The 23,099-nt window shown below is 56.7% G+C and carries 24 protein-coding genes; 9 read left to right on the forward strand and 15 right to left on the reverse strand.

Features of this window, described 5'->3' with window-relative positions:
- Positions 1-64 precede the first annotated feature (64 nt).
- Entirely contained in the window at positions 65-2,032 is a 1,968-nt protein-coding gene (locus tag AC2TEM_RS14365; protein ID WP_480856269.1) for a methylmalonyl-CoA mutase family protein, read from the reverse strand.
- 145 nt (positions 2,033-2,177) lie between these two features.
- Between AC2TEM_RS14365 and AC2TEM_RS14370 the strand changes: the two genes are divergently transcribed.
- The 7 genes from AC2TEM_RS14370 (at position 2,178) to AC2TEM_RS14400 (ending at position 9,085) form a co-directional block, all read left to right on the forward strand.
- Entirely contained in the window at positions 2,178-3,560 is a 1,383-nt protein-coding gene (locus AC2TEM_RS14370; protein WP_170423733.1) for a 1-acyl-sn-glycerol-3-phosphate acyltransferase, read from the forward strand.
- 111 nt (positions 3,561-3,671) lie between these two features.
- Positions 3,672-4,958, forward strand: coding sequence for a crotonyl-CoA carboxylase/reductase (gene ccrA, locus AC2TEM_RS14375; protein ID WP_170395824.1), 1,287 nt, complete (start codon positions 3,672-3,674; stop codon positions 4,956-4,958).
- A gap of 210 nt (positions 4,959-5,168) precedes the next feature.
- On the forward strand, positions 5,169-5,387 hold the full coding sequence (locus AC2TEM_RS14380; protein ID WP_152610760.1) for a hypothetical protein: 219 nt from the start codon (positions 5,169-5,171) through the stop codon (positions 5,385-5,387).
- Positions 5,326-6,045: a helix-turn-helix transcriptional regulator gene (locus tag AC2TEM_RS14385; protein ID WP_170395826.1), complete on the forward strand. Its 720-nt coding sequence runs from the start codon at positions 5,326-5,328 to the stop codon at positions 6,043-6,045. The genes AC2TEM_RS14380 and AC2TEM_RS14385 overlap by 62 nt, the downstream gene beginning before the upstream one ends.
- A gap of 83 nt (positions 6,046-6,128) precedes the next feature.
- Complete coding sequence (locus tag AC2TEM_RS14390; protein WP_170423735.1) at positions 6,129-6,767, forward strand: acyl-homoserine-lactone synthase; 639 nt, start codon at positions 6,129-6,131, stop codon at positions 6,765-6,767.
- Positions 6,768-6,827: 60 nt separating this feature from the next.
- The gene (locus AC2TEM_RS14395) at positions 6,828-8,360 is read left to right on the forward strand and encodes an AAA family ATPase (protein WP_170566301.1); all 1,533 of its coding nucleotides are present in this window, start codon (positions 6,828-6,830) and stop codon (positions 8,358-8,360) included.
- On the forward strand, positions 8,357-9,085 hold the full coding sequence (locus AC2TEM_RS14400; RefSeq protein WP_480856270.1) for an SDR family oxidoreductase: 729 nt from the start codon (positions 8,357-8,359) through the stop codon (positions 9,083-9,085). The genes AC2TEM_RS14395 and AC2TEM_RS14400 overlap by 4 nt, the downstream gene beginning before the upstream one ends.
- Before the next feature lie 3 nt (positions 9,086-9,088).
- On the opposite strand, the gene AC2TEM_RS14405 is transcribed toward AC2TEM_RS14400, so the two are convergent.
- The 13 genes from AC2TEM_RS14405 to AC2TEM_RS14465 form a co-directional block, all read right to left on the reverse strand.
- On the reverse strand, positions 9,089-9,853 hold the full coding sequence (locus AC2TEM_RS14405; RefSeq protein ID WP_170597281.1) for a TIGR02186 family protein: 765 nt from the start codon (positions 9,851-9,853) through the stop codon (positions 9,089-9,091).
- A gap of 1 nt (position 9,854) precedes the next feature.
- Entirely contained in the window at positions 9,855-10,775 is a 921-nt protein-coding gene (locus AC2TEM_RS14410; RefSeq protein WP_170395834.1) for a sulfite exporter TauE/SafE family protein, read from the reverse strand.
- A 260-nt stretch (positions 10,776-11,035) separates the two neighbouring features.
- A complete protein-coding gene (locus tag AC2TEM_RS14415) occupies positions 11,036-12,046 on the reverse strand; it encodes an ABC transporter permease (RefSeq protein ID WP_170423741.1) in 1,011 nt (336 codons plus the stop codon).
- Positions 12,046-13,140, reverse strand: a complete 1,095-nt coding sequence (locus AC2TEM_RS14420) for an ABC transporter permease (protein ID WP_170408320.1) — start codon at positions 13,138-13,140, stop codon at positions 12,046-12,048. Before AC2TEM_RS14420 ends, AC2TEM_RS14415 begins: the two co-directional genes overlap by 1 nt.
- Positions 13,141-13,143: 3 nt before the next feature.
- The gene (locus AC2TEM_RS14425; protein ID WP_480856272.1) at positions 13,144-14,673 is read right to left on the reverse strand and encodes an ABC transporter ATP-binding protein; all 1,530 of its coding nucleotides are present in this window, start codon (positions 14,671-14,673) and stop codon (positions 13,144-13,146) included.
- Positions 14,674-14,754: 81 nt separating this feature from the next.
- Positions 14,755-15,753: a BMP family lipoprotein gene (locus AC2TEM_RS14430; protein ID WP_170395841.1), complete on the reverse strand. Its 999-nt coding sequence runs from the start codon at positions 15,751-15,753 to the stop codon at positions 14,755-14,757.
- A gap of 135 nt (positions 15,754-15,888) precedes the next feature.
- Positions 15,889-16,320, reverse strand: a complete 432-nt coding sequence (locus tag AC2TEM_RS14435; RefSeq protein ID WP_170423743.1) for a GNAT family N-acetyltransferase — start codon at positions 16,318-16,320, stop codon at positions 15,889-15,891.
- A complete protein-coding gene (tsaB, locus tag AC2TEM_RS14440) occupies positions 16,317-16,907 on the reverse strand; it encodes a tRNA (adenosine(37)-N6)-threonylcarbamoyltransferase complex dimerization subunit type 1 TsaB (RefSeq protein WP_170423745.1) in 591 nt (196 codons plus the stop codon). The genes AC2TEM_RS14435 and tsaB overlap by 4 nt, the downstream gene beginning before the upstream one ends.
- On the reverse strand, positions 16,897-17,460 hold the full coding sequence (locus tag AC2TEM_RS14445) for a NifU family protein (RefSeq protein WP_170395847.1): 564 nt from the start codon (positions 17,458-17,460) through the stop codon (positions 16,897-16,899). Before AC2TEM_RS14445 ends, tsaB begins: the two co-directional genes overlap by 11 nt.
- Before the next feature lie 69 nt (positions 17,461-17,529).
- A complete protein-coding gene (locus AC2TEM_RS14450) occupies positions 17,530-18,123 on the reverse strand; it encodes a 2-hydroxychromene-2-carboxylate isomerase (protein ID WP_170423747.1) in 594 nt (197 codons plus the stop codon).
- A gap of 9 nt (positions 18,124-18,132) precedes the next feature.
- Positions 18,133-18,588: a universal stress protein gene (locus tag AC2TEM_RS14455; RefSeq protein ID WP_074736907.1), complete on the reverse strand. Its 456-nt coding sequence runs from the start codon at positions 18,586-18,588 to the stop codon at positions 18,133-18,135.
- Positions 18,589-18,661: 73 nt separating this feature from the next.
- Complete coding sequence (locus tag AC2TEM_RS14460) at positions 18,662-19,525, reverse strand: branched-chain amino acid aminotransferase (RefSeq protein ID WP_170423749.1); 864 nt, start codon at positions 19,523-19,525, stop codon at positions 18,662-18,664.
- 59 nt (positions 19,526-19,584) lie between these two features.
- Positions 19,585-20,046 carry an Lrp/AsnC family transcriptional regulator gene (locus AC2TEM_RS14465; RefSeq protein WP_170423751.1) on the reverse strand — a complete coding sequence of 154 codons (462 nt, stop codon included), beginning with the start codon at positions 20,044-20,046 and terminating at the stop codon, positions 19,585-19,587.
- Positions 20,047-20,175: 129 nt separating this feature from the next.
- On the opposite strand from AC2TEM_RS14465, the gene AC2TEM_RS14470 reads away from it, so the two are divergent.
- Positions 20,176-21,225, forward strand: a complete 1,050-nt coding sequence (locus tag AC2TEM_RS14470) for a Glu/Leu/Phe/Val dehydrogenase (RefSeq protein WP_170609148.1) — start codon at positions 20,176-20,178, stop codon at positions 21,223-21,225.
- 67 nt (positions 21,226-21,292) lie between these two features.
- On the opposite strand, the gene trpS is transcribed toward AC2TEM_RS14470, so the two are convergent.
- Positions 21,293-22,321 carry a tryptophan--tRNA ligase gene (gene trpS, locus AC2TEM_RS14475; RefSeq protein ID WP_170423755.1) on the reverse strand — a complete coding sequence of 343 codons (1,029 nt, stop codon included), beginning with the start codon at positions 22,319-22,321 and terminating at the stop codon, positions 21,293-21,295.
- A gap of 86 nt (positions 22,322-22,407) precedes the next feature.
- On the opposite strand from trpS, the gene AC2TEM_RS14480 reads away from it, so the two are divergent.
- The gene (locus tag AC2TEM_RS14480; RefSeq protein ID WP_170423757.1) at positions 22,408-23,094 is read left to right on the forward strand and encodes a rhomboid family intramembrane serine protease; all 687 of its coding nucleotides are present in this window, start codon (positions 22,408-22,410) and stop codon (positions 23,092-23,094) included.
- The last annotated feature ends 5 nt before the right edge of the window (positions 23,095-23,099 follow it).

The following is a 23,099-nucleotide window of genomic DNA, read 5'->3' on the forward strand; positions in this document are numbered from 1 at the left end:
AACCCGAACCTATCTATTCCCATTTTACCGGAAATAGAAATGGAGATTTCTGTAATATGCTTTTCTATTCAGCCGCAATTTCCGTTGGGTCAACCAACGTGACGATATCGCCCATGATTGCATTCAATTCGAAATTTTTCGGCGTATAGATTTTCGATACACCCAGGGAACGCAATTGTTCCGCGTCCTCATCGGGGATGATCCCACCAACAATGACGGGAATATCGCTTAGCCCTGCTGCTTTCAGCCGCGTCATCACGTCCTTCACCAAAGGCAGGTGGCTGCCAGAGAGGATCGATAGACCAATCACATGCGCTTTGTCTTCTTGTGCCGCAGTTACGATTTCTTCGGGCGTAAGACGAATACCTTCGTAGCTGATATCCATGCCACAGTCGCGTGCGCGGAAGGCGATCTGTTCGGCTCCGTTCGAGTGTCCGTCCAGACCAGGTTTGCCAACAAGAAACTTCAGCCTGCGCCCCAGTCGGTCGCTTACCGCATCTACGGCTGCGCGCAGGTCTTCCAGACCTTCGGTTTTGTTCGAAACAGATCCCGAGACGCCGGTTGGTCCACGATATGTACCGTAGGCCTTGCGCATTTCCTCGGCCCATTCGCCAGTTGTGACACCGGCCTTGGCCGCAGCGATTGAAGGTGCCATCACGTTGGCACCGGATCGCGCTGCTTCGCGCAATGCTTGCAGCGCCGCGGCCACTGCTGCGTCATCCCGATCCGCACGCCAGTCGTTCAAGCGCCCGATTTGTTCCTGTTCAACCGCCGGGTCGACGACCATGATGCCGCCATCCTCGGTCTGCAAAGGCGAGGCTTCGCCCTCGGTCCATTTGTTTACGCCAACGACGACGGTTTCATTGCGTTCAATACGGTTCAGGCGCTCGGCATTGGACTCGACCAGCCGCGATTTCATGTATTCGATCGAGGCTACCGCGCCGCCCATCGATTCGAGATTAGCCAATTCGGCTCGTGCGCCATTTTTAAGTTCTTCGACTTTGGCATCGACAACCGGATTGCCGTCGAACAAATCGCCATATTCCAGCAGATCGGTTTCATAGGCGAGGATTTGTTGCATCCTCATCGACCATTGCTGATCCCAGGGACGAGGCAGGCCGAGCGCTTCGTTCCATGCAGGCAACTGCACCGCACGTGCGCGGGCACGTTTGGATAGCGTCACCGCAAGCATTTCAATCAGTATGCGATAAACGTTGTTTTCCGGCTGCTGTTCGGTCAGTCCCAGCGAGTTTACCTGAACGCCATAACGGAATCGGCGGAACTTGGGGTCTTCAATGCCATAGCGCTGCTTCAGAATTTCGTCCCAAAGATCCACAAAGGCGCGCATTTTGCACATTTCGGTGACAAACCGGATGCCCGCATTCACAAAAAACGAAATCCGCCCGCAGAGTGCTGGGAAGTCTTCAGCCGGAACGCGCGGGCGAAGTTCGTCCAGCACTGCAATGGCAGTCGCCAGAGCATAGGCCAGCTCTTGCTCGGGCGTCGCGCCTGCTTCTTGCAGGTGGTACGAACACACATTCATCGGGTTCCATTTGGGCACGTTATCGTAGCAATATTCGGCCACGTCCGCGATCATCTTCAGCGATGGCTTTGGTGGGCACACATAAGTGCCGCGGCTCAGGTATTCCTTGATCAGGTCGTTCTGGACGGTCCCCTGCAATTTCGAGACATCCGCGCCCTGTTCCTCGGCAACTGCGATATAAAGCGCCAAAAGCCAAGGAGCAGTCGCATTGATCGTCATCGAGGTATTCATCTGTTCCAGCGGAATTTGATCGAACAGAACCCGCATGTCCCCCAGATGGCAGATCGGAACCCCAACTTTTCCAACTTCGCCGCGCGCCAAAGTGTGATCGCTGTCATACCCTGTTTGGGTTGGCAGATCGAAGGCCACGGACAGGCCGGTCTGACCTTTGGCTAGGTTCGCACGATAAAGCGCATTTGACGCTTTGGCCGTTGAGTGACCGGCATATGTACGGATGAGCCAGGGGCGATCTTTCTGCAACTGCGTCATGGGTCGGGCCTCGCGGATCGGTGGGTAACAAAATTACGTTCTATGGTGGTAAATAGTAATTTTCAGTACATGTCAATTCGCTGCGTTGCGGCATCGACGGTTTCTGCAGATTGTGGGTGGTCGCGTTTGATGGCACTGTGCCCGAATGATGCAGACTGTGGAAATCCCGCTTTGGCTGTTTGTGCTGATCGTGCTGTTTGCCGCGGTCACATTTGCCTCGCATTTTTTGTTTCCGTCGGTGCGCTGGTTTTTCCGCCGCCGCCTTGAGCGCGCCGTCGCACGGTTGAACAAGCGACTGCAGCGTCCGATCCAACCGTTCAAGTTGGCGGGGCGGCATGACATGATTCAACGGCTTATCTATGACCCGCAAGTAAGCCGCGCGGTGCAGCAGCATGCCAAAGAAGAAGGTGTGCCTGACGCTGTTGCCTCAGAATTGGCACGGCGTTATGCGCGCGAGATTGCGCCCTCATTCTCGACAGTGGCGTATTTCAGCATCGCGATCCGTTTTGCCCGCATGCTGAGTAACGCCTTTTACAAGGTGCAGTTGGGTTACGAGGACAAAGCCGCGCTGGACAGTATCGATCCCGATGCGACGGTCGTTTATGTCATGAACCACCGCAGCAATATGGATTACGTGCTGGTCACCTATCTGGCGGCAGACCATTCGACCTTATCCTATGCTGTGGGCGAGTGGGCCCGTGTCTGGCCTCTAAGTCGATTGATTCGCGCGATGGGGGCCTATTTCATTCGCCGCAAGTCGGGTAGCGACCTATATCGACAGGTCCTTGCAAGCTATGTAAGGCACGCGACCGAAGCGGGCGTGACGCAGGCCATGTTCCCTGAGGGCGGGCTGAGTCTGACTGGCAAACTGGGGCGCCCCAAGCTGGGATTGTTGAAGTATATCCTTGACGGAGTCGAACCGCAGGGGCGGGATGTGGTGTTTGTTCCGGTTGCTTTGAACTATGATCGGGTGCTTGAAGATACCGTATTAACAGCGGCAGCGAAGGATAGTGAACGCCGCTTCCGCGCGCGGATCGGGGTTATCACCCGCTGGTCGCTCAAGCAGATTTGGCGCAGGCTAGTCGGGCGCTACAAGAGATTCGGGATTGCCTCAGTGCGGTATGCGACACCGATTTCTCTGAAGGAATTTCGAGTCGCGCACGAACGGGACCTAACGACCGATCTGGCCCGCGAGTTGATGCGCAGGATCGGCGCCGCAATTCCCTTTGTTCCAGTGCCTGCAGCGTGTCGGCTGGTTCAGGAAGAAGGTGAGATGTCAGAGCAGGAGTTGAAGGCGCGTTTGCTGACGTTGGGCGGCGACGCGGTTGCCCAGGATGATGGAGAGGCTGTTGACGATGCCATCAATCAGTTGGTCGAGCGACGGATTCTGCGTCGCGAGGCTGGAGTGTTGCGCCCATCAGGCGAGCGATCAGAGCTGCTTGCTTATTACGCGGCAGCATCAGAACCCGTTGTTCGGGCTGAGAATGATGCAAGTGCAGAAAGTATTTCTGCAGCTGCTGGGTCATAAAATTACAAAATAGATACCAATAACGGTTGCAATATTACTCAGAGGCTAATATTTCGTCTTTGTAAAGCCGCGATTCTGCGGCGCGGCAACAGTTGGAAAAAGGAGGCCAGCATGGCTTTGGATGTCGACAGCGGTATCGCGTCGTATGAGGCGCCGGAAAAGGACCTCTACGAGATGGGTGAAATCCCCCCGATGGGGTACGTTCCCAAGCAAATGTATGCCTGGGCCATCCGGAAAGAGCGCCACGGTGAGCCAGACACAGCGATGCAGCTGGAAGTCGTTGATGTCCCGAAGCTGGACAGCCACGAAGTGCTGGTTCTCGTTATGGCGGCGGGTGTGAACTACAACGGCGTCTGGGCATCGCTTGGCAAGCCGATCAGCCCGTTTGATGGCCACGGCCAACCCTTTCACATCGCAGGTTCAGATGCGTCGGGCATCGTCTGGGCGGTTGGTGACAAAGTGAAGCGCTGGAAAGTCGGCGATGAAGTCGTGATTCACTGCAACCAGGACGATGGCGATGACGAACACTGCAACGGTGGTGATCCGATGTATTCGCCCAGCCAGCGCATCTGGGGATATGAGACACCTGATGGCTCGTTCGCGCAGTTTACAAATGTTCAGGCACAGCAGCTGATGCCGCGTCCCAAGCACCTGACCTGGGAAGAAAGCGCCTGCTACACGCTGACCTTGGCAACAGCCTATCGGATGCTTTTTGGGCACGAACCGCACGATCTAAAGCCGGGCCAGAACGTCCTGGTTTGGGGCGCATCGGGCGGTCTGGGCTCTTACGCGATACAGTTGATCAACACTGCGGGCGCCAATGCGATCGGCGTGATATCGGATGAAAGCAAGCGTGAGTTTGTGATGGACCTTGGCGCCAAAGGCGTCATCAACCGCAAGGATTTCAACTGCTGGGGCCAGCTGCCCACGGTGAATACTCCGGAATATGCTGAATGGTTCAAAGAAGCCCGCAAGTTTGGCAAGGCCATCTGGGATATTACCGGCAAAGGTGTGAACGTCGACATGGTGTTCGAGCACCCCGGCGAAAGCACATTCCCGGTGTCTACTTTTGTCGTAAAAAAGGGAGGTATGGTTGTGATCTGCGCCGGGACCACTGGCTACAACCTGACCTTCGACGTGCGTTACATGTGGATGCACCAGAAACGCTTGCAGGGCTCGCATTTTGCGCACCTCAAACAGGCATCGGCTGCAAACCAGCTTATGGTCGAGCGTCGCTTGGATCCGTGCATGTCCGAAGTGTTCACTTGGCAGGATCTGCCTGAGGCGCACATGAAGATGATGCGCAACGAACACAAGCCGGGCAACATGTCGGTGCTGGTTCAGGCTCCGCATACAGGCATGCGCACCCTTGAAGAAGTATTGGCTGCCCGCGACTAACGGACTCAGGCAAACAGCAGCTGCAACACCCGCAGGGCGCAAACACGCCTTGCGGGTGTTCATCGTTTCTATCGATGATTATGCATTTTCAATGCTTTAAGAAATCGCACCCCGCTATTTCTGGGGAGTAGAAAGCAGCGAGTAGGCCGAATTAGTCTGCACATGTTATGGTTGTGTTAACCCTTCGTTAACTATTTCGGGGACACCCTGATGGCGCAAAATGAGTGGATTTTGGACGTTCTGTCGGACCTCAACGCCTTTGCAGTGGCGAATGGGTTGAGCGCGCTGGCCGAGCAGCTTGACGACACAAGACTGATCGCCGCGGCCGAGATTGCGTCCTCAAAGGATGAGGCTTGCGCGCCCGCGAATGGGAAGAAAATTCGATTTGAGCCAGATCCTAGGGGATTTGGAAAGCACCAGCACGCTTGACGAGCTGACCAGCGTAGCGGTCCAGTTGCGGGACAAGCTGCAAATTGACCACATGACATATCACTGGGTTGATGGGGCCGGGGATCAATACGGGTTCACGACTTATTCGGATGCCTGGGATGAACGGTATCGAGACAGGAATTATCATCGTATTGATCCGGTTATTCTGGGTTGTTTTCAGCGATTTCACGCTGTGGACTGGAAACAGCTGAATTGGTCGGGCAAAGCAGTAAAGGCCTTCCTGCAGGACGCGCAGGAACATGGCGTCGGCAATCAGGGATATTCGATCCCGCTGCGGGGGCCAGGCGGACAGTTTGCGCTGTTTACGGTCAACAACAGCTGTGATGACATCGCATGGCAGGCATTTGTCGAAACGTATGGCCGAGATCTCATATTGGTGGCGCATTTCCTCAATCGAAAAGCGCTGGAATTTGCAAAAGAACGGCAGCCGGACAACATGCGGGGGCTCTCGCCCCGCGAAATCGATGCAATGACATTGCTGGCGCTGGGGTATAGCCGAGCGCAGGTGGCGCACTCGCTTTCCATTTCTGAGCATACGCTCAGGGCCTATATCGAAAGCGCACGATCAAAACTCGGTGCGCAAAATACGACTCATGCAATCGCCACTGCACTCAGTAGAGGATTAATAGTCGTTTAACGACCGTACGGTGGTCTCACCTTAAATTAACCACGTGTTCGTACCCCCTTTGTTCCAACTATGGACGATAAGGGGAACACGTCATGTTGCGTTATTTGTATGCCGATGAGCTGCATAACTTTCCGGAATTGGCCAGGGGGATGTTCAGGGATCGCGCGGATCAGTTCAAAACCCGCCTTGGCTGGGATGTTAAGGTTAATGAAAAGGGGGAAGAGCGGGATCAGTACGATGACCTGAACCCGCTCTATGTGATTTGGGAAGAGGCAGATGGCAGCCATGGCGGGTCCATGCGGATCCTACCGACGACCGGTCCGGTCATGGTGAACGACATATTCGGACATCTCACCGGGGGCAGTCCGATCCGAAGCCCACTAATCTGGGAGGTCACTCGCTTTTGCCTCTCGCGCAACGCCAGCGCTCATACCGCCGGGGCCATCATGCTGAGCGGCGGTGAGGTGATGGAAGGGTTTGGCCTGACCCACATAGCGGGCGTTTTTGATGCCCGCATGATCCGGATCTACCGTATGATCGGATCGTCTCCGGTGGTTTTGGGCACCGAAGGGAAAGGGCGCGATCAGATCTCGGTCGGCCTGTGGCCTTATTCAGCGGATGATTGCAACCGTGTAGCAGCGCGCGCAGGCATCCCGCGAGAGTTGTCGCGCCTGTGGTTCAAGACAGCATTTGGCCATGGCGCACAGCACCGGTTCGCTTTGTCGGCATAAGCATACGGAAAAACCAATCGGCATCTGGCAGCGCGCGGCGCGTCCCTGTAGGGTCGCGCCATGTCCTTGCCCCAAGTCACATTTTCCGAAGATCAGGCTGCCGCTTTTGACAACATTGCCGAGATGTTGCGAGGTGCCGGAGTAGACCTTGAAGACGACGCTCTGCTGAAACTGCCCGGCAACGGAAAGTCTGGTGTGATGGCTGTTATTGGCAAGGCTGGATCGGGCAAAACCCTGTTGCTGGCAGAGCTTTACAAAGCTTTGGCCGAGACGGGGGTCAACCTGATCTCGGGTGATTTCGAAAGCCGCAAATCCCGCGACAAGCGCAGCCTTGCGATCCTCGCGCCGACGAACAAGGCCGCCAGCGTATTGCGGCTGCGTGGGGTGCCCGCGACCACGATCCACCGTATCCTCTATACGCCTGTTTACGACCCTGAATACGAGCGGATCGCCGAATGGCTAGCGGGCAATGACGAACGGCCCGAGATCGAAGGGCTGACAGACGAAGCGCTGGACCGCGCAGCCGCGTTCTATGCCAACAACAAATCCATCCCCGGTGCGCTGGCCGCTGCTGGGTTGCGCGGTTCGGATTTCATCACCGGCTGGAAACGTCGGGAAGAGCCGCTGGATATCGGTTTTGTGGATGAAGCCTCGATGCTAGACGACCGACAATTCGAGGATCTAAAGGAAATCTTCCCAACATTGTTGCTATTTGGTGATCCGGCGCAGTTGGCGCCGGTCAACCAATCGGGCTCGATGGTGTTTGACGGGTTGCCAGAGCCGCGCAAGCAAATCCTGCATCGCGTGCATCGGCAAACTGCGGATAACCCGATCCTAGACCTCGCCCATGCTCTGTCCGATCCGGCCATGGGGTTTGAGGATTTCGAACGTCTGATCGAGGACACTGCCCGAAAGGATGACCGCGTTGTCTGGGGACAGCGGGTAGAAGTTGATCTGATGGCGCGCAGCCCGGTTCTTGTCTGGCGCAATGCGACCCGAATCCGGCTGATTCAGGCATTCCGCACCGTACATGGCGCGCCGGAAACTGAACTACTGGAAGGGGAACCGTTGATTTGTGACGGCATTGAGCTGCCGTTGAAGCACCGCAAAAAGCGGCTGGACCTTGAGGCGCGCGGGCTGATCAAAGGCGCACAGGTCATCTATCTTGGCCCTGGTCGCAAGCCGGGTTTTTCGCGGTTGCATGTGATGGGGGCCGAAGACCCTCAGGTCTCGGCGGCGTCGATCGTGCAGATTGAAAAGCCCGATGAGGAGGAGCCGTTCATTCCCTATGCTGCCCGTATGGGGGCAACGTTCCTGCATGGTGCCGCTGTGACGATCCATAAGGCGCAAGGGTCGCAATGGGACACGGTTCAGGTCTTTGCGCCAGACATCTACGCAGCCGCCCGCATGGGCCGTACTGAGGCCGGGCAACCTTTGTGGAAGCGCTTAGCTTATGTCGCCATAACCCGCGCACAGGAGAGGCTAATCTGGGTAGTGCGGAACCGCTTGTCGAAACCGACCCACCCATTGCGTGTGGATGACCTGCGTGCGGTTGCGGCACCATCCCTGACATTGGAGGCGGAAGAGACATGAAGACGATCATAGTGACCGGTGCAAGCTCGGGCATAGGCCGCGCCACCGCCGAGCTGTTTCTGTCAGAAGGATGGACTGTCGGGCTTCTGGCCCGCAGCGCTGACAAACTTCTTGCTATGGCACAGCATAACGCCTCGGCGATCCCGCTGGTTGCCGATGTGACTGACCCGGATGCCGTTGCAAACGCCTTTACTGCATTCACCCGACAGACCGGGCGACTGGACGTGCTGTTCAACAATGCCGGGATTTTTGCCCCTGGTGGCACCATCGACGAGATCGCGCTTGAGGATTGGTACGGCTCGGTCAATGTGAACCTGAACGGCATGTTCCTGTGTGCACGGGCTGCATTTGCTGCGATGCGGGCTCAGGCGCCGCAGGGGGGGCGTATCATAAACAACGGTTCAATCGCTGCTCATGTGCCGCGCCCGAACTCGGTGCATTATTCTGCGACGAAACACGCGATTACCGGTCTGACGCGCAGCCTGTCTCTGGACGGGCGGAGTTTTGGAATTGCCTGTGGTCAGATCGACATCGGAAATGCGCGCACCCCGATGGTGCAGGGGCTGGTCGATGAGGCGCTTGCTGAAGGCCACGACCCTGATCCCACCATGGATGTCGGGGATGCCGCCCGCTCGGTACTGCATATGGCCGAACTGCCGCTTGAGGCGAATGTGCAGTTCATGACCGTTATGGCCACGACCATGCCCTATATCGGTCGCGGGTGACGATCAGTTCTCGCGCAGTAGGCGGAAGGCTGTCGAAGCGCCCCAACCGGCGGCAATCGCGATGGCCAGTGACATAAGCCCGTACCAAATGGGTTGTTCACGCGACATCGCGTACAAGAATCGCTCAAGCCCGACTTTGCGTACTCCGATCGAGGTTTCAAAGGTCGAGACCACCTTTCCGTCTCGTGTCAGGAAGATACGGGCGCTGTAGTCGCCTTCGGTCAGGTCCGACGGCATGTCGATTGATGTGCGGAACAACGTCTGTTCGTCCACAGCCACTGTGTTTTCCCGGATCGAGTACAGCCCTTCATCTTCGCGGATGCGGATGACCGCCTCGGAAAAATCCTGTGCGCCCTGAATGCTCATGTCCGCACCGACCGACCGGATGGCACGCTCGATCGAAACCTTATAGCGTAGGTCTTCGGTCTGGGTCAGAACCTCGGAAAACGGGGCGCTGGTGGCAACGGCGTAAAAGCTTGGAGCCAGATCAACAACAAGGCTGTCGGTATTCACCCAGATACCGAACCGTTTCTCTTTGCGGCGTACGGTGACAGGTTCGGATGGGCCGACCACCGATACGATGACCTCAAGCGGTGGACCGTCCGGGATCGGAGCTTCGCGCTTTACCGCGCCGAAAACCAGTATTTCGGACCCGTCAAAATTGGCGGTAATCGACACCCGATCCTGACTTAGGCCCAGAACAACCTGTTCTTCGGCTGCGTAGGCTGGCAGACAGATCAGACAAAGAAGAGCAATCACACGCAGCATCTTAGTGCCCTCCCGCATCGCCAAGCGAATACAACTCGGCGGGTTGAAGCAGAAGATCAAGCGCCAGCTTGCCGCAGACGACAAGTACAAGAGCCGCCAACAAAACGCGCAGTTGTTCAGCCGGCATTCGGGCGCCGATGACTGTTCCGATTTGGGCACCAACTACGCCACCGACGAGCAGAAGAACCGCCAACACGACATCAACGGTATAGTTGGTGGTGGCGTGCAGCATCGTGGTGAAGGCGGTTACAAAGATGATCTGAAACAGCGAAGTTCCGACAACAACCTTTGTCGGCATGCCCAATAGATAGATCATCGCGGGCACCATGATAAACCCGCCGCCGACACCCATGATAGCAGACAGGACACCGACAAACAGGCCTACGACAAGCGGTGGAATGACTGAGATGTACAGGCCCGACGTCCGAAACCGCATCTTGAACGGCATGGCGTGCACCCAACCGCGCTGGCGTCGTTTCGGAGGCGGCGTGCCGCCTTTCCGCGTTTTTCTAATCGCGTTCAGGCTTTCGACAAACATCAGACTGCCAATGATGCCCAGAAATACGACATAGCAAAGTTTGACCAGCAGATCGACCTGTCCGAGGCTCTTGAGATAGTTGAATACAACAACACCCAACGCAGCGCCTGTCAGCCCTCCGACCAAAAGGACTGTGCCCATTTTAAGGTCCACGGTTCGGCGCCTGAAATGCGCCAGCACCCCAGAAAATGATGAAGCAACAATCTGGTTTGCCTCGGTTGCGACCGCAACCGCAGGCGGAATGCCGATGAAGAACAGCAGTGGAGTCATCAAAAACCCACCGCCAACGCCAAACATTCCAGACAGAATGCCCACCATTCCACCCAGTCCAAACAGTAGAAACGCGTTTACGGATACTTCGGCAATCGGGAGGTAAATCTGCATGGCTTCTTCTAGACAGGTGAGGCCGTACCACGCGGTGTGGCAAAGCCATTTGTAACATAAATCTCAACAGACGAAGCGCGCGTGCCAGGTGGGGCCATCTAGTTGTTTCCGTGGCTCAACCTGAAAATAGTCGATAGCATGGCTGCGGAACTGATGCGGGACACGTCCATACCCCCTTAGAGCGGTTGCGGCATACAAAATCAACTCTGTATGCCGCTTTGCAGCAAACAGGACTGAGGGGCAGTCCTGAACTGGCTCTATCAGCGTTCCTTTACATATGGTTCGCCGCCTGCGCGTGGCGGTATGGCCTTGCCGACGAACCCGGCAAGAATCACCACGGTCAGGATATAGGGCAGAGCGTCCATGACCTGCACCGGGATCACGACCCCGCCCAAATCGATGTTCTGGAACCGCAAGGCAATGGCCTGCAACAGCCCGAACAAGAGGCATGCCCACATCGCGTGCCACGGACGCCATTTTGCAAAGATCAGAGCAGCCAGTGCGATAAATCCGCGCCCAGCGGTCATCTCTTTCACAAAGCCTGCTTGCAGCGCGGTGGCCAGGTAGGCACCTGCGATGCCGCAAAGTACGCCGCAAATCGCAACCGCTGCGTAGCGGAGACCTACAACCGAAACTCCAGCAGTATCCACCGCCGCAGGATTCTCTCCGACCGCGCGCAGACGCAGCCCGAACCGGGTGCGGAACAGAATCCACCAAGTCAGTGGCACCATAAGGAAAGCCACATAGACCAGAATGGAATGGCCAGACAGAAGCTCGGAATAGGCCATATGCAGCGCATTGGTTTCAGACATCAGCTCGGAAACCGGACGGCCTGTCAGTTCGGCGTCAGCCGGACCGATCGCATAAGGGAATTCTGCAGATTCAAACCGCCCTTCACCGAACAATGATGGCGTACGACCACCCTGCTTGAACCAGCTTTGGGCGACAAGAACGGTCATACCTGAGGCGAGAAAGTTGATCGCAACCCCCGAGATCAGCTGATTGCCCCGAAACGTGATCGACGCAAACCCGTGTAGCGCCGAAAGGACCAGAGATGCCGCGATCCCGGCCAGCAATCCCAGCCACACCGAACCGGTTACGGCGGCGACGGCAGCCGAGAAGAATGCTGACATCAGCATCTTGCCTTCAAGGCCGATGTCGAAGATGCCCGCGCGTTCGGAGTACAATCCGGCCAGACAGGCAAGCAGCAGAGGCGTAGCCAGTCGGATGGTCGAATCCAGAACCTGGATGAGTGTCAGGAAGAAATCCATCAGGCCGACCCCTTCCGAAGCGCCATGAACAGCTTTTCAAGCGGCATGCGCACCATGTTGTCCAGTGCTCCGGTAAACAGAATGACCAGCGCTTGGATGACCACGATCAGTTCGCGCGGAATCGATGTCCAAAGCGCCAGTTCGGCCCCGCCCTGATACAGAAACCCAAACAGAATAGCGGCTAGAAATACCCCGAATGGATGCGACCGACCCATCAGTGCCACGGCAATTCCAATGAAACCCGCGCCTTCGGTTGCGTTCAGCACCAACCGCTCGGCTTCGCCCATCACGTTGTTGACTGCCATCAGGCCCGCCAGAGCGCCCGAGATCAGCATGGCAATAATCGTGATGCGTACAGGCGAGATACCGGCGTAGACGGCACCGGTTTCCGAATGGCCGTAGGCGCGGATTTCATAGCCCAACCGAGTTCGCCAGATCAGCGCCCAGACAACAAAACACGCAAGGATTGCGACGAAGAACGAGATGTTGGCAGGCGCACCTCGGAAAACGATGTTTTCGGCGCTCGAGAACATCGACTGGAAAGTCGGGAGATGCACTGCCTCGGGGAAACGAGCCGTTGCTGGGTCTTGCGACCCTTGCGGGCGCATGACGTTGACCAGCATGTAATTCAGGAAAGCGGCAGCGATGAAATTGAACATGATCGTGGTGATCACGATATGGCTGCCCCGCTTCGCCTGCAGATAGGCCGGGATCGCGGCCCAGGCTGCACCGAAGATCATCGAAGCAGCACAGGCGGCCAGCAAAGCTATAGTCCAATGCGGCCAAGGAACCGATAGGCAGACGATGGCAACGCCCAGTCCGCCCAGCATGGCCTGACCCTCGCCGCCGATGTTGAACAAGCGCGCGTGAAAGGCAACTGCAACCGCGAGTCCGGTGAAGATGAAGTTCGTTGCATAATAAAGTGTATAGCCCCAGCCGTAGGTTGACCCTAGGGCCCCAGTGACCATCAGATTTACCGCCTCAAGCGGATCTTCCCCGATGGCCAGGATCACGATTGCCGAAAGGACTGTGGCTAGAAGCAGACTGATTAGCGGGATCAGTACCACATCGGCCCATTTGGGCATTTTTTCCATGGTTCAGGCGGCCTCTCCTGCAACACCGGCCATCAGCAGGCCCAGTTCTTTTTCATCCGTCTCGGCGGGCAGACGCTCGCCCATGATATGTCCGTCAAACATAACCGCGATCCGGTCCGAGAGTGAGAAGATCTCTTCTAGCTCGACCGAAACCAGCAGTATCGCCTTGCCCTGATCCCTCAAGGCGACGATCTGTTTATGAATGAACTCGATGGCACCGATATCCACGCCGCGCGTGGGTTGGCCCACCAGCAGCAGATCGGGATTGCGCTCGATTTCTCGTGCAACGACGATTTTCTGTTGATTGCCGCCCGAGAAGCTTTTTGCCGTCAGCCAGCCATTGGGCGGGCGCACATCGAACTTCTCGATCTTGGCTTCGGTGTCGGCACGCAGGGCAGCGTTGTCCATGAACAGCCCGCGTTTGTAAGCAGGGTCGCGGTGGTAGCCGAACGCCACGTTCTCCCACGCGTGAAAATCCATGATCAGACCTTCGCGCTGCCGATCCTCGGGGACATGAGCGATATGTCGGGCGCGCCGCGCTTGCCCGTCCGATCCGGGGCCGTGCAACGCCAGAGGTTCGCCGTTCAGTTTGATCGAGCCTACCCCGGGTCGCATACCGCCCAAAACTTCAAGCAGTTCGGACTGCCCGTTGCCAGCAACGCCCGCGATGCCAACGATCTCACCCGCGCGAACGGTTAGGTCGATGCCTTTGACACGCTCGACACCGGCCGAATCGGTGACATTGAGGTTTTCGATTTCCAGAACCGGTTTGCCCGGCTGTGCAGGCACCTTATCAACCTGTAGCAAGACCTTGCGGCCAACCATCAATTCGGCCAGTGCCTGCGGATTGGTATCAGCTGTTTTGACGGTGGCGGTCATCTCACCACGGCGCATAACCGAAACCGTATCGGTGTTCTCCATGATTTCGCGCAGCTTGTGCGTGATCACGATGATTGTTTTACCCTCGGACCGCAGCCGGTCGAGAATGCGAAACAGCTGGTCCGCCTCGGCAGGGGTAAGAACGCCCGTGGGTTCGTCCAGAATCAGAATTTCGGCCTTGCGGTAGAGCGCCTTGAGAATCTCAACCCGCTGCTGCATGCCCACACCGATCTCATCGATGCGTTTGTCCGGGTCGACGAACAGTTCGTATTCTTCCTCTAGGTCTTTCAGCTCTTTCCGGGCTTTCGCCAGCGACGGAGCCAACAGCCCACCGTCTTCCGCACCCAGAACGATGTTTTCCAGAACGGTGAAATTCTCGACCAGTTTGAAATGCTGAAACACCATCCCGATGCCCGAGGCGATCGCCGCCTGGCTGTCAGGAATGTCGGTCTTGGTGCCGTTGATCCAGATTTCGCCTTTGTCGGCTTTGTAAAATCCGTAGAGGATGCTCATCAGCGTGGATTTGCCCGCTCCGTTTTCACCGATGATCCCGTGGATCGCTCCGCGGGCGACGCTGATAGAAATATCTTTATTAGCCTGAACCGGCCCAAAGGCTTTGGAAATCCCTTTGAGTTCAATGGCGGGGACGGTCATATCTTGTCCTTGGGTTGCCGAAAGGGCCGCATGCGGCAGAGTGGTGCAGGGCGGAGGCCATGGCCCCCGCCCCCAGTTACATCAGAACTGCAGTGCAGGGCAGCTGTCGTTCTCGTAGTAGCTGACAACGCTTACGTTGCCATCGATGATGTCGCGACGGGCACTTTCAATGGCCGAGCTCATTTCTTCGCTCACCAGTTCCGCGTTGTTTTCATCCATCGCAACGCCAACGCCATCTTGTGCAAGACCCATGGTGTAAACACCGGTCTGGACGTCTTCGCCAGCTTTCATGGCGTCATATACAGCAACGTCCACACGCTTGAGCATCGAGGTCAGGACCTTGCCCGGGTGCAGGTGGTTCTGGTTGCTATCGACACCGATTGACAGGATGCCTTCGTCGGCTGCGGTTTGCAGAACGCCAACACCGGTACCGCCCGCAGCGGCGTAAATCACGTCAGCACCCTGGCTGATCTGTGCTTTGGTCAACTCCGAGCCCTTCACCGGGTCGTTCCATGCTGCAGGGGTGGTGCCTGTCATATTGGCAACAACGTTGATGTCCGGGTTCACGGACTTCGCGCCTTGTGCATAACCACAACCAAAGTGGCGGATCAGAGGGATATCCATACCACCGATAAAGCCCACCGTGCCGGATTGGGACGCCATCGCCGCCATCATGCCGACCAGGTATGATCCTTCATGTTCGGCAAATCCTATCTGGCGAATGTTCGGGGCTTCCAGCCAGGTCACGTCGACCGCAACGAATTTGGTATCCGGATAGTCACCTGCCACTGCAGCCAATGGATCGGCCATGGCGAAGCCCATTGTGATAATCGGGTTTGCGCCCGCTTCGGCAAAGCGGCGAAGCGCTTGTTCGCGCTGCGCTTCCGACTGAAGCTCGATCTCGCGATAGCTTTTGCCGGTCTGTTCCGCCCAACGCTGAGCGCCATTATGCGCGGCTTCGTTGAACGATTTGTCGAACTTGCCACCCAGATCAAAGATAAGGGCCGGTTCTGCCATAGCAGCACCTGCTGTTAGTGCAACCGCAGCGGCTGCGCCCATCAAGGATTTCATAAATGTCATTTGTTACTCCCGTTGGCTGTTATCGGTCCGGGGCTTAATCGCCCGGTACCCACTCAGAGCGAGCATACCTGTTGTGATGGCGGGAATTGAAGCTGTTTGCAACAGCTTCGGTCAACACATTTTTGACCATATGGTCTAAAAAAGCGAATATTTTTCGCTCAGGGGGCGTTCCATGACGATCGCATCGGCGTTTGGGCCACTTTTGCGATGATAATAGGCTGCGCGATTGCCGCATGGCGTGTATCCGCAGGTTTGGTACAGAGAGATCGCCGAATGGTTATCTGAGGCAACGTCCAGAAATGCACGGATTGCACCGAGTTCTCGTGCCTTGGCGTGCCAGTCTGCCATGATGCGCCGCGCCAGCCCGCGTCTTTGATAGTCTGGACGTGTCGCGATCGTGAGCAGCTCGGCCTCTTCGCCGATCACTTGAATGAGAGCGAAAGACCGTTTGTCACCAACTACATGGGTAAAGCGATTGGCGATCAGATTGCTGAATTCTTCAGCGCTCCACGGGCGTGACTGTGTGAAGGCTGCGGCGTGGGTTTCTGCCATGTCCTGTGGTGTCATTCGTCCAAAAGCACCGGTGGTACATCGCTGGAGGGAGCCGCATCTGCAGGGCGGACATAAAGCGGAGCAGGTGGCGCTTGAACTGTCGTCCAACGACCAGCAGCCACCTGGGCGATCGCACGGGCCTGCTGTTCTGGGTCCTCGCAGAAATACAAGGGACCAATATCGTCAGCGGCATGACGTAAGGTCAGGTAAGGCGCGCGCCCCTTAGGCTGCACATAAACTTGATCGCGCGGTGCAGCTATCGCCGGGAGATGCCCGTCGGGCGCAATTTCCGCAACTGCATCAAACCCCGACACCCCAACCGCCGGCACACCAAGCCCAAGCGCCAACCCGCGCGCTGCGGATACCGAGATTCGGATGCCGGTGAAATTCCCGGGGCCGATTCCGACGGCGATCGCATCAAGGTGCCGCCATGTGCAATTGTTCCGGGTCAGGATTTCTTCAAGCAAGGGCATCAACCGTTCCGCCTGCCCACGAGTCATCGCCTCGGCGTGCGATGCGATAATCTTGCCCTCTCGCAGCAAAGCGGCCGCGCAATGCGCGGCCGATGTATCGAATGCCAAAATCGTCGGTTCAGACGGCAACAGGGCGAACCTCGGTCACTTCGGGGATGTAGTGACGCAACAGGTTCTCGATCCCCATTTTCAGCGTTAGGGTCGAGGAAGGACAGCCCGCGCAGGCTCCCTGCATGTGCAGATAAACAACGCCGCGGTCGAAGCCGTGGAAGGTGATGTCACCGCCGTCCTGAGCCACAGCAGGACGCACGCGGCTATCCAGCAGATCTTTGATCTGGTTGACAATCTCTGCATCTTCGCCGGTGTGTTCAGCGTGGCCCGAGGCGGTCTCTGCGCCTGCGCCCATAACCGGTTGGCCGGACTGGTAATGCTCCATCACAGCGCCGAGAATTGCGGGCTTGATGTGATCCCACTGCACGTCATCAGATTTGGTTACCGTGACAAAATCGTTGCCGAAGAACACGCCTGTTACGCCGTTTACACCGAATATGCGTTTGGCGAGCGGAGATTTTTCTGCAGCGTCGGCGCTTGGAAAATCAGCGGTGCCTGCTTCCAGAACCGTCTGGCCGGGTAGGAATTTTAGTGTGGCCGGGTTGGGTGTGGATTCGGTTTGAATGAACATGGCGCGGCTCCGTCTAAGATGCACCTGATATGCGCGTCCGTGCGGGGGAAGTCAAGATTTGGAACCGTTCTAAATTGCGGCGGCGTAAGAAATCGCATCATCCAGACGATCATCACCCCAGAACAGCTCGTCCCCAATAACGAAACTTGGCGCACCAAAGATGTGTTTAGCCTTGGCCTGAGTAACTTGCTCGAACAAGGCAGCCTTGATCGCGGGGTCGCTTATCCGATCCATCAGATCAGTCGAAACGCCAGATTTGGTAAGGCACTCAACCAGAACCGCCGGATTCGATATATCACGACCGGAACCAAACTGCGCAGAATAGACAGTGCGTACAAAGGCTGCCCGTTGATCAGCTGGTTCGATCGCCAGCGCTAGCCTTGCTGCTTTCAAGCTGTTTTGCGGAAATGGCTCAGGCCGCCGAAAAGGTAAATCGCGCGCGGCGCAAAGCCGTTCCATGTCTCGCCACATGTACCGACCTTTTGCCGGGTAGAGGTTGAACGGCGAGTTGTTCCATCCCTGTTCAGCAAAGATCGGCCCCAGAAGGAATGGGTGCCATTCTACGGCAACTCCATATTCCGAAGCCGCCTGCTGAATACGCATCGCGCTGAGATAAGAATAGGTCGATGCGAAGTCGAACCAGAACTGCAGCTTCGCGGACATAAATTCACCTCAGGTGATGGCTTCCAGCTTCTCTTTGCTCAGATCGCCGGGCACGATAGTAATAGGAATGGGCAAGCTTCCAGAGTTCCGGGTCAGTTGTGTCACCAACGGTCCGGGGCCTTTTTTGTCAGTACCTGCACCCAGAACCAATACCCCGATCTCGGGATCGGATTGGACATGTTCAATGATTTCGGCCACCGGATCGCCTTCACGGATTGCCAATTCGGGCTCGACACCCTGTTTGTCGCGCATCCATTTGGCGAACACCTCGAAATGGGCGTGAATACGTTCACGCGCTTCTTCGCGCATCACCTCGGCAACACCGATCCAGTGGTTGAATTCGTCCGGTGGAATTACCGAAAGAACCGTAACCCCGCCGCCAGTATGTGCCGCACGCATAGCGGCAAAGCGCATGGCGTTCAGGCATTCACGGCTGTCGTCCAGAACGACTAGGAACTTGCGCATGTTTGTCCTCGTTTGTTTTCGGGATCATGCCCCACAGGGTAAGCAGTGGCAACTGAAACAGAAAAGGAGCAGATCAGCAATTGCTTGCAGCCCAATCCCAGTACATCTCGCGTGTGCGACGGGCGATTGGGCCCACCTGATACTGGGTGTCATCCAGCGCGGTGATTGGCGTCACTTTGCTCATGTTACCGCTCATGAACACTTCGTCCGCGTCGTGAAAGTCATCGAAACTCAGCACGGTTTCATGCACGGTTACCCCATCGGCGCGCAGGTTTTTAATATGCCGCGCGCGTGTAATCCCGGCCAAGAATGTCCCATTGGGGATTGGAGTAAAAACCTCACCATCGCGCGCCATGAAGATATTTGCGGTCGCAGTCTCGGCCACATGCCCCATCGCGTCGGCCACAAGGGCGTTTGAAAAGCCCTTGCTGCGTGCCTCCTGCAACATCCGGGCATTGTTCGGATACAGGCACCCTGCCTTTGCGTTGACCACAGCGGATTCCAGAACAGGGCGGCGGAACCGAGTGGTTGTCAGCGTCGCCGAGGCGGTTTTGGGTGCCATTGGGATTTCTTCAAGACAGATGGCAAAGCCAGTGCTGTTTTCCTGAGGGACGATGGCGGTGTGATCCCCGTCGATGCCCCAATACATGGGGCGAATGTAAACGGCGGTGTCAGGTGCGTAACTTTGCAACCCTTCGTGAACCAGATCGACCATCTGTTCGGTTGTTACAGAAGGTGTCAGCATCAGCGCCTCGGCTGAACGGTTCACGCGGGCACAATGGGCATCCAGATCCGGGGTCATACCATCAAAGTACCGGGCTCCGTCAAACACCGATGAGCCCAGCCATGCGCCATGGTCAGCAGCGCGCATGATCGGTGCGTCCCCGTCATGCCATTGGCCGTTGAAATAGGTGCGGATGTTTTTGCCGACTGCCATTGCGCCCTCCCTCAAGCTTCGGGGAAACCTAGGTTGGGGCTGACGCAAGGTCCAGCAGATTATCCATGGTGCTGAGGCAGCGCTTCGCGTTTGACCATGGTGCGCAAAGCGAAGTTTGATCGTAGGTTTCGAATGCCCGAAATTTTCATAAGCCGGTTTTCCAGAAATGCATCAAACGCATTGAGGTCTTTGGCAACCACGCGCAGCAGAATGTCGCGTGATCCGGTCATAAGGTAGCATTCCATCACCTCGTCGCAGCGACGAATCGCCTTTTCGAAGGAATCGATGGCGTTGCGATCCTGTTTCTCCAACTCGACAGACACAAAGATTGTAACGCCGAATCCAAGCCGCTCGGGGTCGACCTGTGCGGCGTAGCCGGTGATAATCCCGTCCCGTTGCAGCCGATCCAAACGCCGTGCGCAGGGTGTCGGGGACAGCCCGACATGCTCCGCCAAATCGATGACAGTCATACGGCCATCGTTTTGAAGGGCGCGGATTATCTTGGAATCGATATCATCCATGGCGAAAAACTCCACAAAAGTTTTCAATTTTAGATGTTAGCACCAAAAATTTCCCTGATATAGTGACAAAAGGGTGAAAATCACTCGACGATAGGTGGCAAACTCTCGGAAGCACTCCGGAGGAGAAGAATGGACATCACCATCGTAGACGCGCCAGAGCACGAGCGCGTGGTCGAATTCAAAGATAACTCACTTGGTCTATTGGGCTACATCGCGATCCACTCAACGCAACGTGGCCCCGCTGCGGGCGGTGTGCGTATGCGCCCTTACGGCCACCCAGCCGAGGCCCTGGACGATGCTTTGCGACTGGCAAGGGGCATGACGTTCAAGAACGCCGCGGCTGATCTGCCGCTCGGGGGAGGCAAGGCTGTCATTATCGGGGATCCTCATGAGGATAAATCACCTGAACTTTTGCGGGCCTTTGGGCGCGTGATTCAAGGTTTGAACGGTCTGTACTGGACGGCAGAAGATATGGGTATGACGCCTGCAGATATGGCGCATATCGGGTCTGAAACCGAATTTGTGGCTGGGCTGGCGGAAGGTGAGTTCGCCAGCGGTGATCCGTCTCCGATAACGGCGCGCGGGATATTCAATGCTATCCGGGTGACAGCGCAGCACCGGTTTGGATTTTCTGGCCTGAAAGGCCTGACTGTATCGGTTCAGGGGCTTGGCCATGTAGGCGAGCATTTGTGCCAGTTGTTGCACGATTCTGGTGCGCAGTTAATCGTAACTGACATCGACACCCGGCAAGCGGCCCGCGTGGCCGAACGGTTTGCGGCACAGGTCGTTGCACCCGATGCGATCTACGGCGTTGAAGCGGATATCTTTGCGCCTTGTGCGATCGGCGGCATCCTGAACGAAACGAGTATTCCATTACTGAAAGTCGGCGCTGTGGCCGGAGGGGCAAATAATCAGTTGTCCAGCGATCGGGACGCGCAGTTGCTCCACGAGCGTGGCATTCTTTACGCCCCTGACTTCGTCGCCAATGGCGGTGGTATCGTGAATGTGGCGACGGAAATCCTGCGTGTCGCAGAGCGTGAAGCTTGGGTCGCCGGTAGGTTGCAGGCGCTGGAGCAGACGATGGATCGCATCCTGACACGGGCCAAAGCCGAAGCGGTCAGCCCGCACGAAGTTGCGGAATCCATCGTGCACGAGATGCTGAGCCTGCAGGCGGCATAAGAGCCGACGGAACGAAAAACGCAGCCCGAGAAAGGGCGGCGTTCTTTTTTGGATTGCGATCGCGTGGTCAGGACTTGCCCGCGCCGACCATCCCTACAATCTCGTAGGTCTGCTGCAGAATCGGGGCCGCGATTGCACGTGCCCGTTCAGCACCTCGGGCGAGAATCTGATCAATCTCGGCCTCTTCGCCCATCAGGCGCGCCATTTCGGTTGAAATGGGTGAGAGTTTCGAGACCGCAAGTTCTGCCAACATTGGCTTGAACTCACCGAATTGCTTCCCGCCAACCTCAGCCAGCACTTGTGCGGCCGTCTGGTCGCTAAGCGCGGCATAGATATTCACCAGATTGCGCGCCTCAGGACGGTCTTCAAGGCCATCGACCTCCGATGGCAAAGCGTCCGGGTCGGTCTTGGCTTTACGGATCTTCTTGGCGATGGCGTCGGCATCATCGGTCATGTTGATCCGCGTCATATCAGACGGGTCTGACGACGACATCTTCCGGGACCCGTCACGCAGGTTCATCACACGGGGCGCAGGCCCACCGATGACCGGTTCGGTTACCGGAAAGAAATCGACGCCATAGTCATGGTTGAACTTGATTGCGATGTCGCGCGTCAGTTCCAGATGTTGCTTCTGGTCTTCACCAACAGGCACATGGGTCGCGTGATAGACCAGAATGTCTGCCGCCATCAGGGCAGGATAGGCGAACAGACCCAGCGAAGCATTCTGCGCATTCTTACCGGCCTTGTCCTTGAATTGCGTCATCCGCTGCATCCAGCCGATCCGGGCGATACAGTTGAAAATCCAGGCCAGCTGTGTGTGCTCGGGCACCTGGCTCTGATTGAACAGGATGGATTTCTCGGGATCCAGACCAGCGGCAATGAACCCCGCGCAAACTTCGCGGGTCTTTTCACGCAGACGATCCGGATCTTGCCAGACAGTAATCGCGTGGAGGTCGACCATGCAGTAGACGGTCTCGTATTCCGGCCCCTGCATATCCACGAAACGTTTAAGTGCACCCAGGTAATTACCCAAGTGCAGGTTTCCTGAAGGCTGGATGCCGGAAAACACGCGCGGCGTGAATTGGGTCTCGGTCATCGAAGGAAACTCCTGTCTGGAAAAATCAGCCCCCGTCGCTTACCCATGAGGCCAAGGGACGTCAACAGCCGCGAAAGGCCAGCCCAATGAGCAGTGAGCATTATACACCGCCCGTGAACCCTCTGCCGCCGGTCGTGGTGGCGCTGGTTCTGTTCATCATCGGGATTGAACTGATCTTCTTGCTTGGCAGCAGGGGCTTGGTCGGAGGGCCGACTGCTGTTGGTTGGCGCTTGGATGCGTTGCAGCAATATACGTTTTCGCCCGATATATTCGATTGGATGGTCCAGAACGGGCGCTGGCCGTTCGAACATGTGATCCGCTTTGTCACATATCCCTTTGTTCAGGCCAATTTCACACAAGCTGTGTTTGTCTGCGTGTTTGTTCTGGCGATGGGGAAGATGGTGGCTGAGGTCTTTGGCAGCGTCGCCATGCTGATCATATTCGTCTTGTCCGGTGTCGGCGGAGCGTTGGCCTATGCGGTGCTGTTGAACCCGCCATATCCACTGGTTGGCGGGTTTCCTCCGGTTTATGGGCTAATCGGCGCGTTCACTTGGCTGCTGTGGCGCAAGCTTTCTCTGGTGGGTGAAAACCAATCGCGCGCATTCAGCCTGATCGCGGTTCTTATGGGCATTCAGTTGCTGTTCGGTCTGATCTTCGGTGGGACCTCGGATTGGGTCGCCGATCTGGGCGGTTTTGCCACCGGGTTTGGTTTGTCTTTCTTTCTGGCTCCGGGTGGCTGGGCACGCATCCTCAGCAAAACGCGACGCGATTGATGCGC

This window comes from Ruegeria sp. HKCCD3925, from assembly GCF_057221175.1.

Bases quoted from the DNA above. Each gene is read 5' to 3' on its own strand.
- AC2TEM_RS14435 (WP_170423743.1), bottom strand. From the start codon at position 16,320: ATGACACCACAGGACATGGCAGAAACCCACGCCGCAGCCTTCACACAG.
- AC2TEM_RS14465 (WP_170423751.1), bottom strand. From the start codon at position 20,046: ATGGATGATATCGATTCCAAGATAATCCGCGCCCTTCAAAACGATGGC.
- AC2TEM_RS14370 (WP_170423733.1), top strand. From the start codon at position 2,178: ATGATGCAGACTGTGGAAATCCCGCTTTGGCTGTTTGTGCTGATCGTG.
- AC2TEM_RS14400 (WP_480856270.1), top strand. From the start codon at position 8,357: ATGAAGACGATCATAGTGACCGGTGCAAGCTCGGGCATAGGCCGCGCC.
- AC2TEM_RS14410 (WP_170395834.1), bottom strand. From the start codon at position 10,775: ATGCAGATTTACCTCCCGATTGCCGAAGTATCCGTAAACGCGTTTCTA.
- AC2TEM_RS14430 (WP_170395841.1), bottom strand. From the start codon at position 15,753: ATGACATTTATGAAATCCTTGATGGGCGCAGCCGCTGCGGTTGCACTA.
- AC2TEM_RS14450 (WP_170423747.1), bottom strand. From the start codon at position 18,123: ATGTCCGCGAAGCTGCAGTTCTGGTTCGACTTCGCATCGACCTATTCT.
- AC2TEM_RS14420 (WP_170408320.1), bottom strand. From the start codon at position 13,140: ATGGAAAAAATGCCCAAATGGGCCGATGTGGTACTGATCCCGCTAATC.
- AC2TEM_RS14460 (WP_170423749.1), bottom strand. From the start codon at position 19,525: ATGGCAGTCGGCAAAAACATCCGCACCTATTTCAACGGCCAATGGCAT.
- AC2TEM_RS14390 (WP_170423735.1), top strand. From the start codon at position 6,129: ATGTTGCGTTATTTGTATGCCGATGAGCTGCATAACTTTCCGGAATTG.
- AC2TEM_RS14395 (WP_170566301.1), top strand. From the start codon at position 6,828: ATGTCCTTGCCCCAAGTCACATTTTCCGAAGATCAGGCTGCCGCTTTT.
- AC2TEM_RS14425 (WP_480856272.1), bottom strand. From the start codon at position 14,673: ATGACCGTCCCCGCCATTGAACTCAAAGGGATTTCCAAAGCCTTTGGG.
- trpS (WP_170423755.1), bottom strand. From the start codon at position 22,321: ATGACCGAGACCCAATTCACGCCGCGCGTGTTTTCCGGCATCCAGCCT.
- AC2TEM_RS14385 (WP_170395826.1), top strand. From the start codon at position 5,326: ATGGGAAGAAAATTCGATTTGAGCCAGATCCTAGGGGATTTGGAAAGC.
- AC2TEM_RS14445 (WP_170395847.1), bottom strand. From the start codon at position 17,460: ATGTTCATTCAAACCGAATCCACACCCAACCCGGCCACACTAAAATTC.
- AC2TEM_RS14365 (WP_480856269.1), bottom strand. From the start codon at position 2,032: ATGACGCAGTTGCAGAAAGATCGCCCCTGGCTCATCCGTACATATGCC.
- AC2TEM_RS14380 (WP_152610760.1), top strand. From the start codon at position 5,169: ATGGCGCAAAATGAGTGGATTTTGGACGTTCTGTCGGACCTCAACGCC.
- AC2TEM_RS14415 (WP_170423741.1), bottom strand. From the start codon at position 12,046: ATGGATTTCTTCCTGACACTCATCCAGGTTCTGGATTCGACCATCCGA.
- ccrA (WP_170395824.1), top strand. From the start codon at position 3,672: ATGGCTTTGGATGTCGACAGCGGTATCGCGTCGTATGAGGCGCCGGAA.
- AC2TEM_RS14405 (WP_170597281.1), bottom strand. From the start codon at position 9,853: ATGCTGCGTGTGATTGCTCTTCTTTGTCTGATCTGTCTGCCAGCCTAC.
- AC2TEM_RS14455 (WP_074736907.1), bottom strand. From the start codon at position 18,588: ATGCGCAAGTTCCTAGTCGTTCTGGACGACAGCCGTGAATGCCTGAAC.
- AC2TEM_RS14480 (WP_170423757.1), top strand. From the start codon at position 22,408: ATGAGCAGTGAGCATTATACACCGCCCGTGAACCCTCTGCCGCCGGTC.
- AC2TEM_RS14470 (WP_170609148.1), top strand. From the start codon at position 20,176: ATGGACATCACCATCGTAGACGCGCCAGAGCACGAGCGCGTGGTCGAA.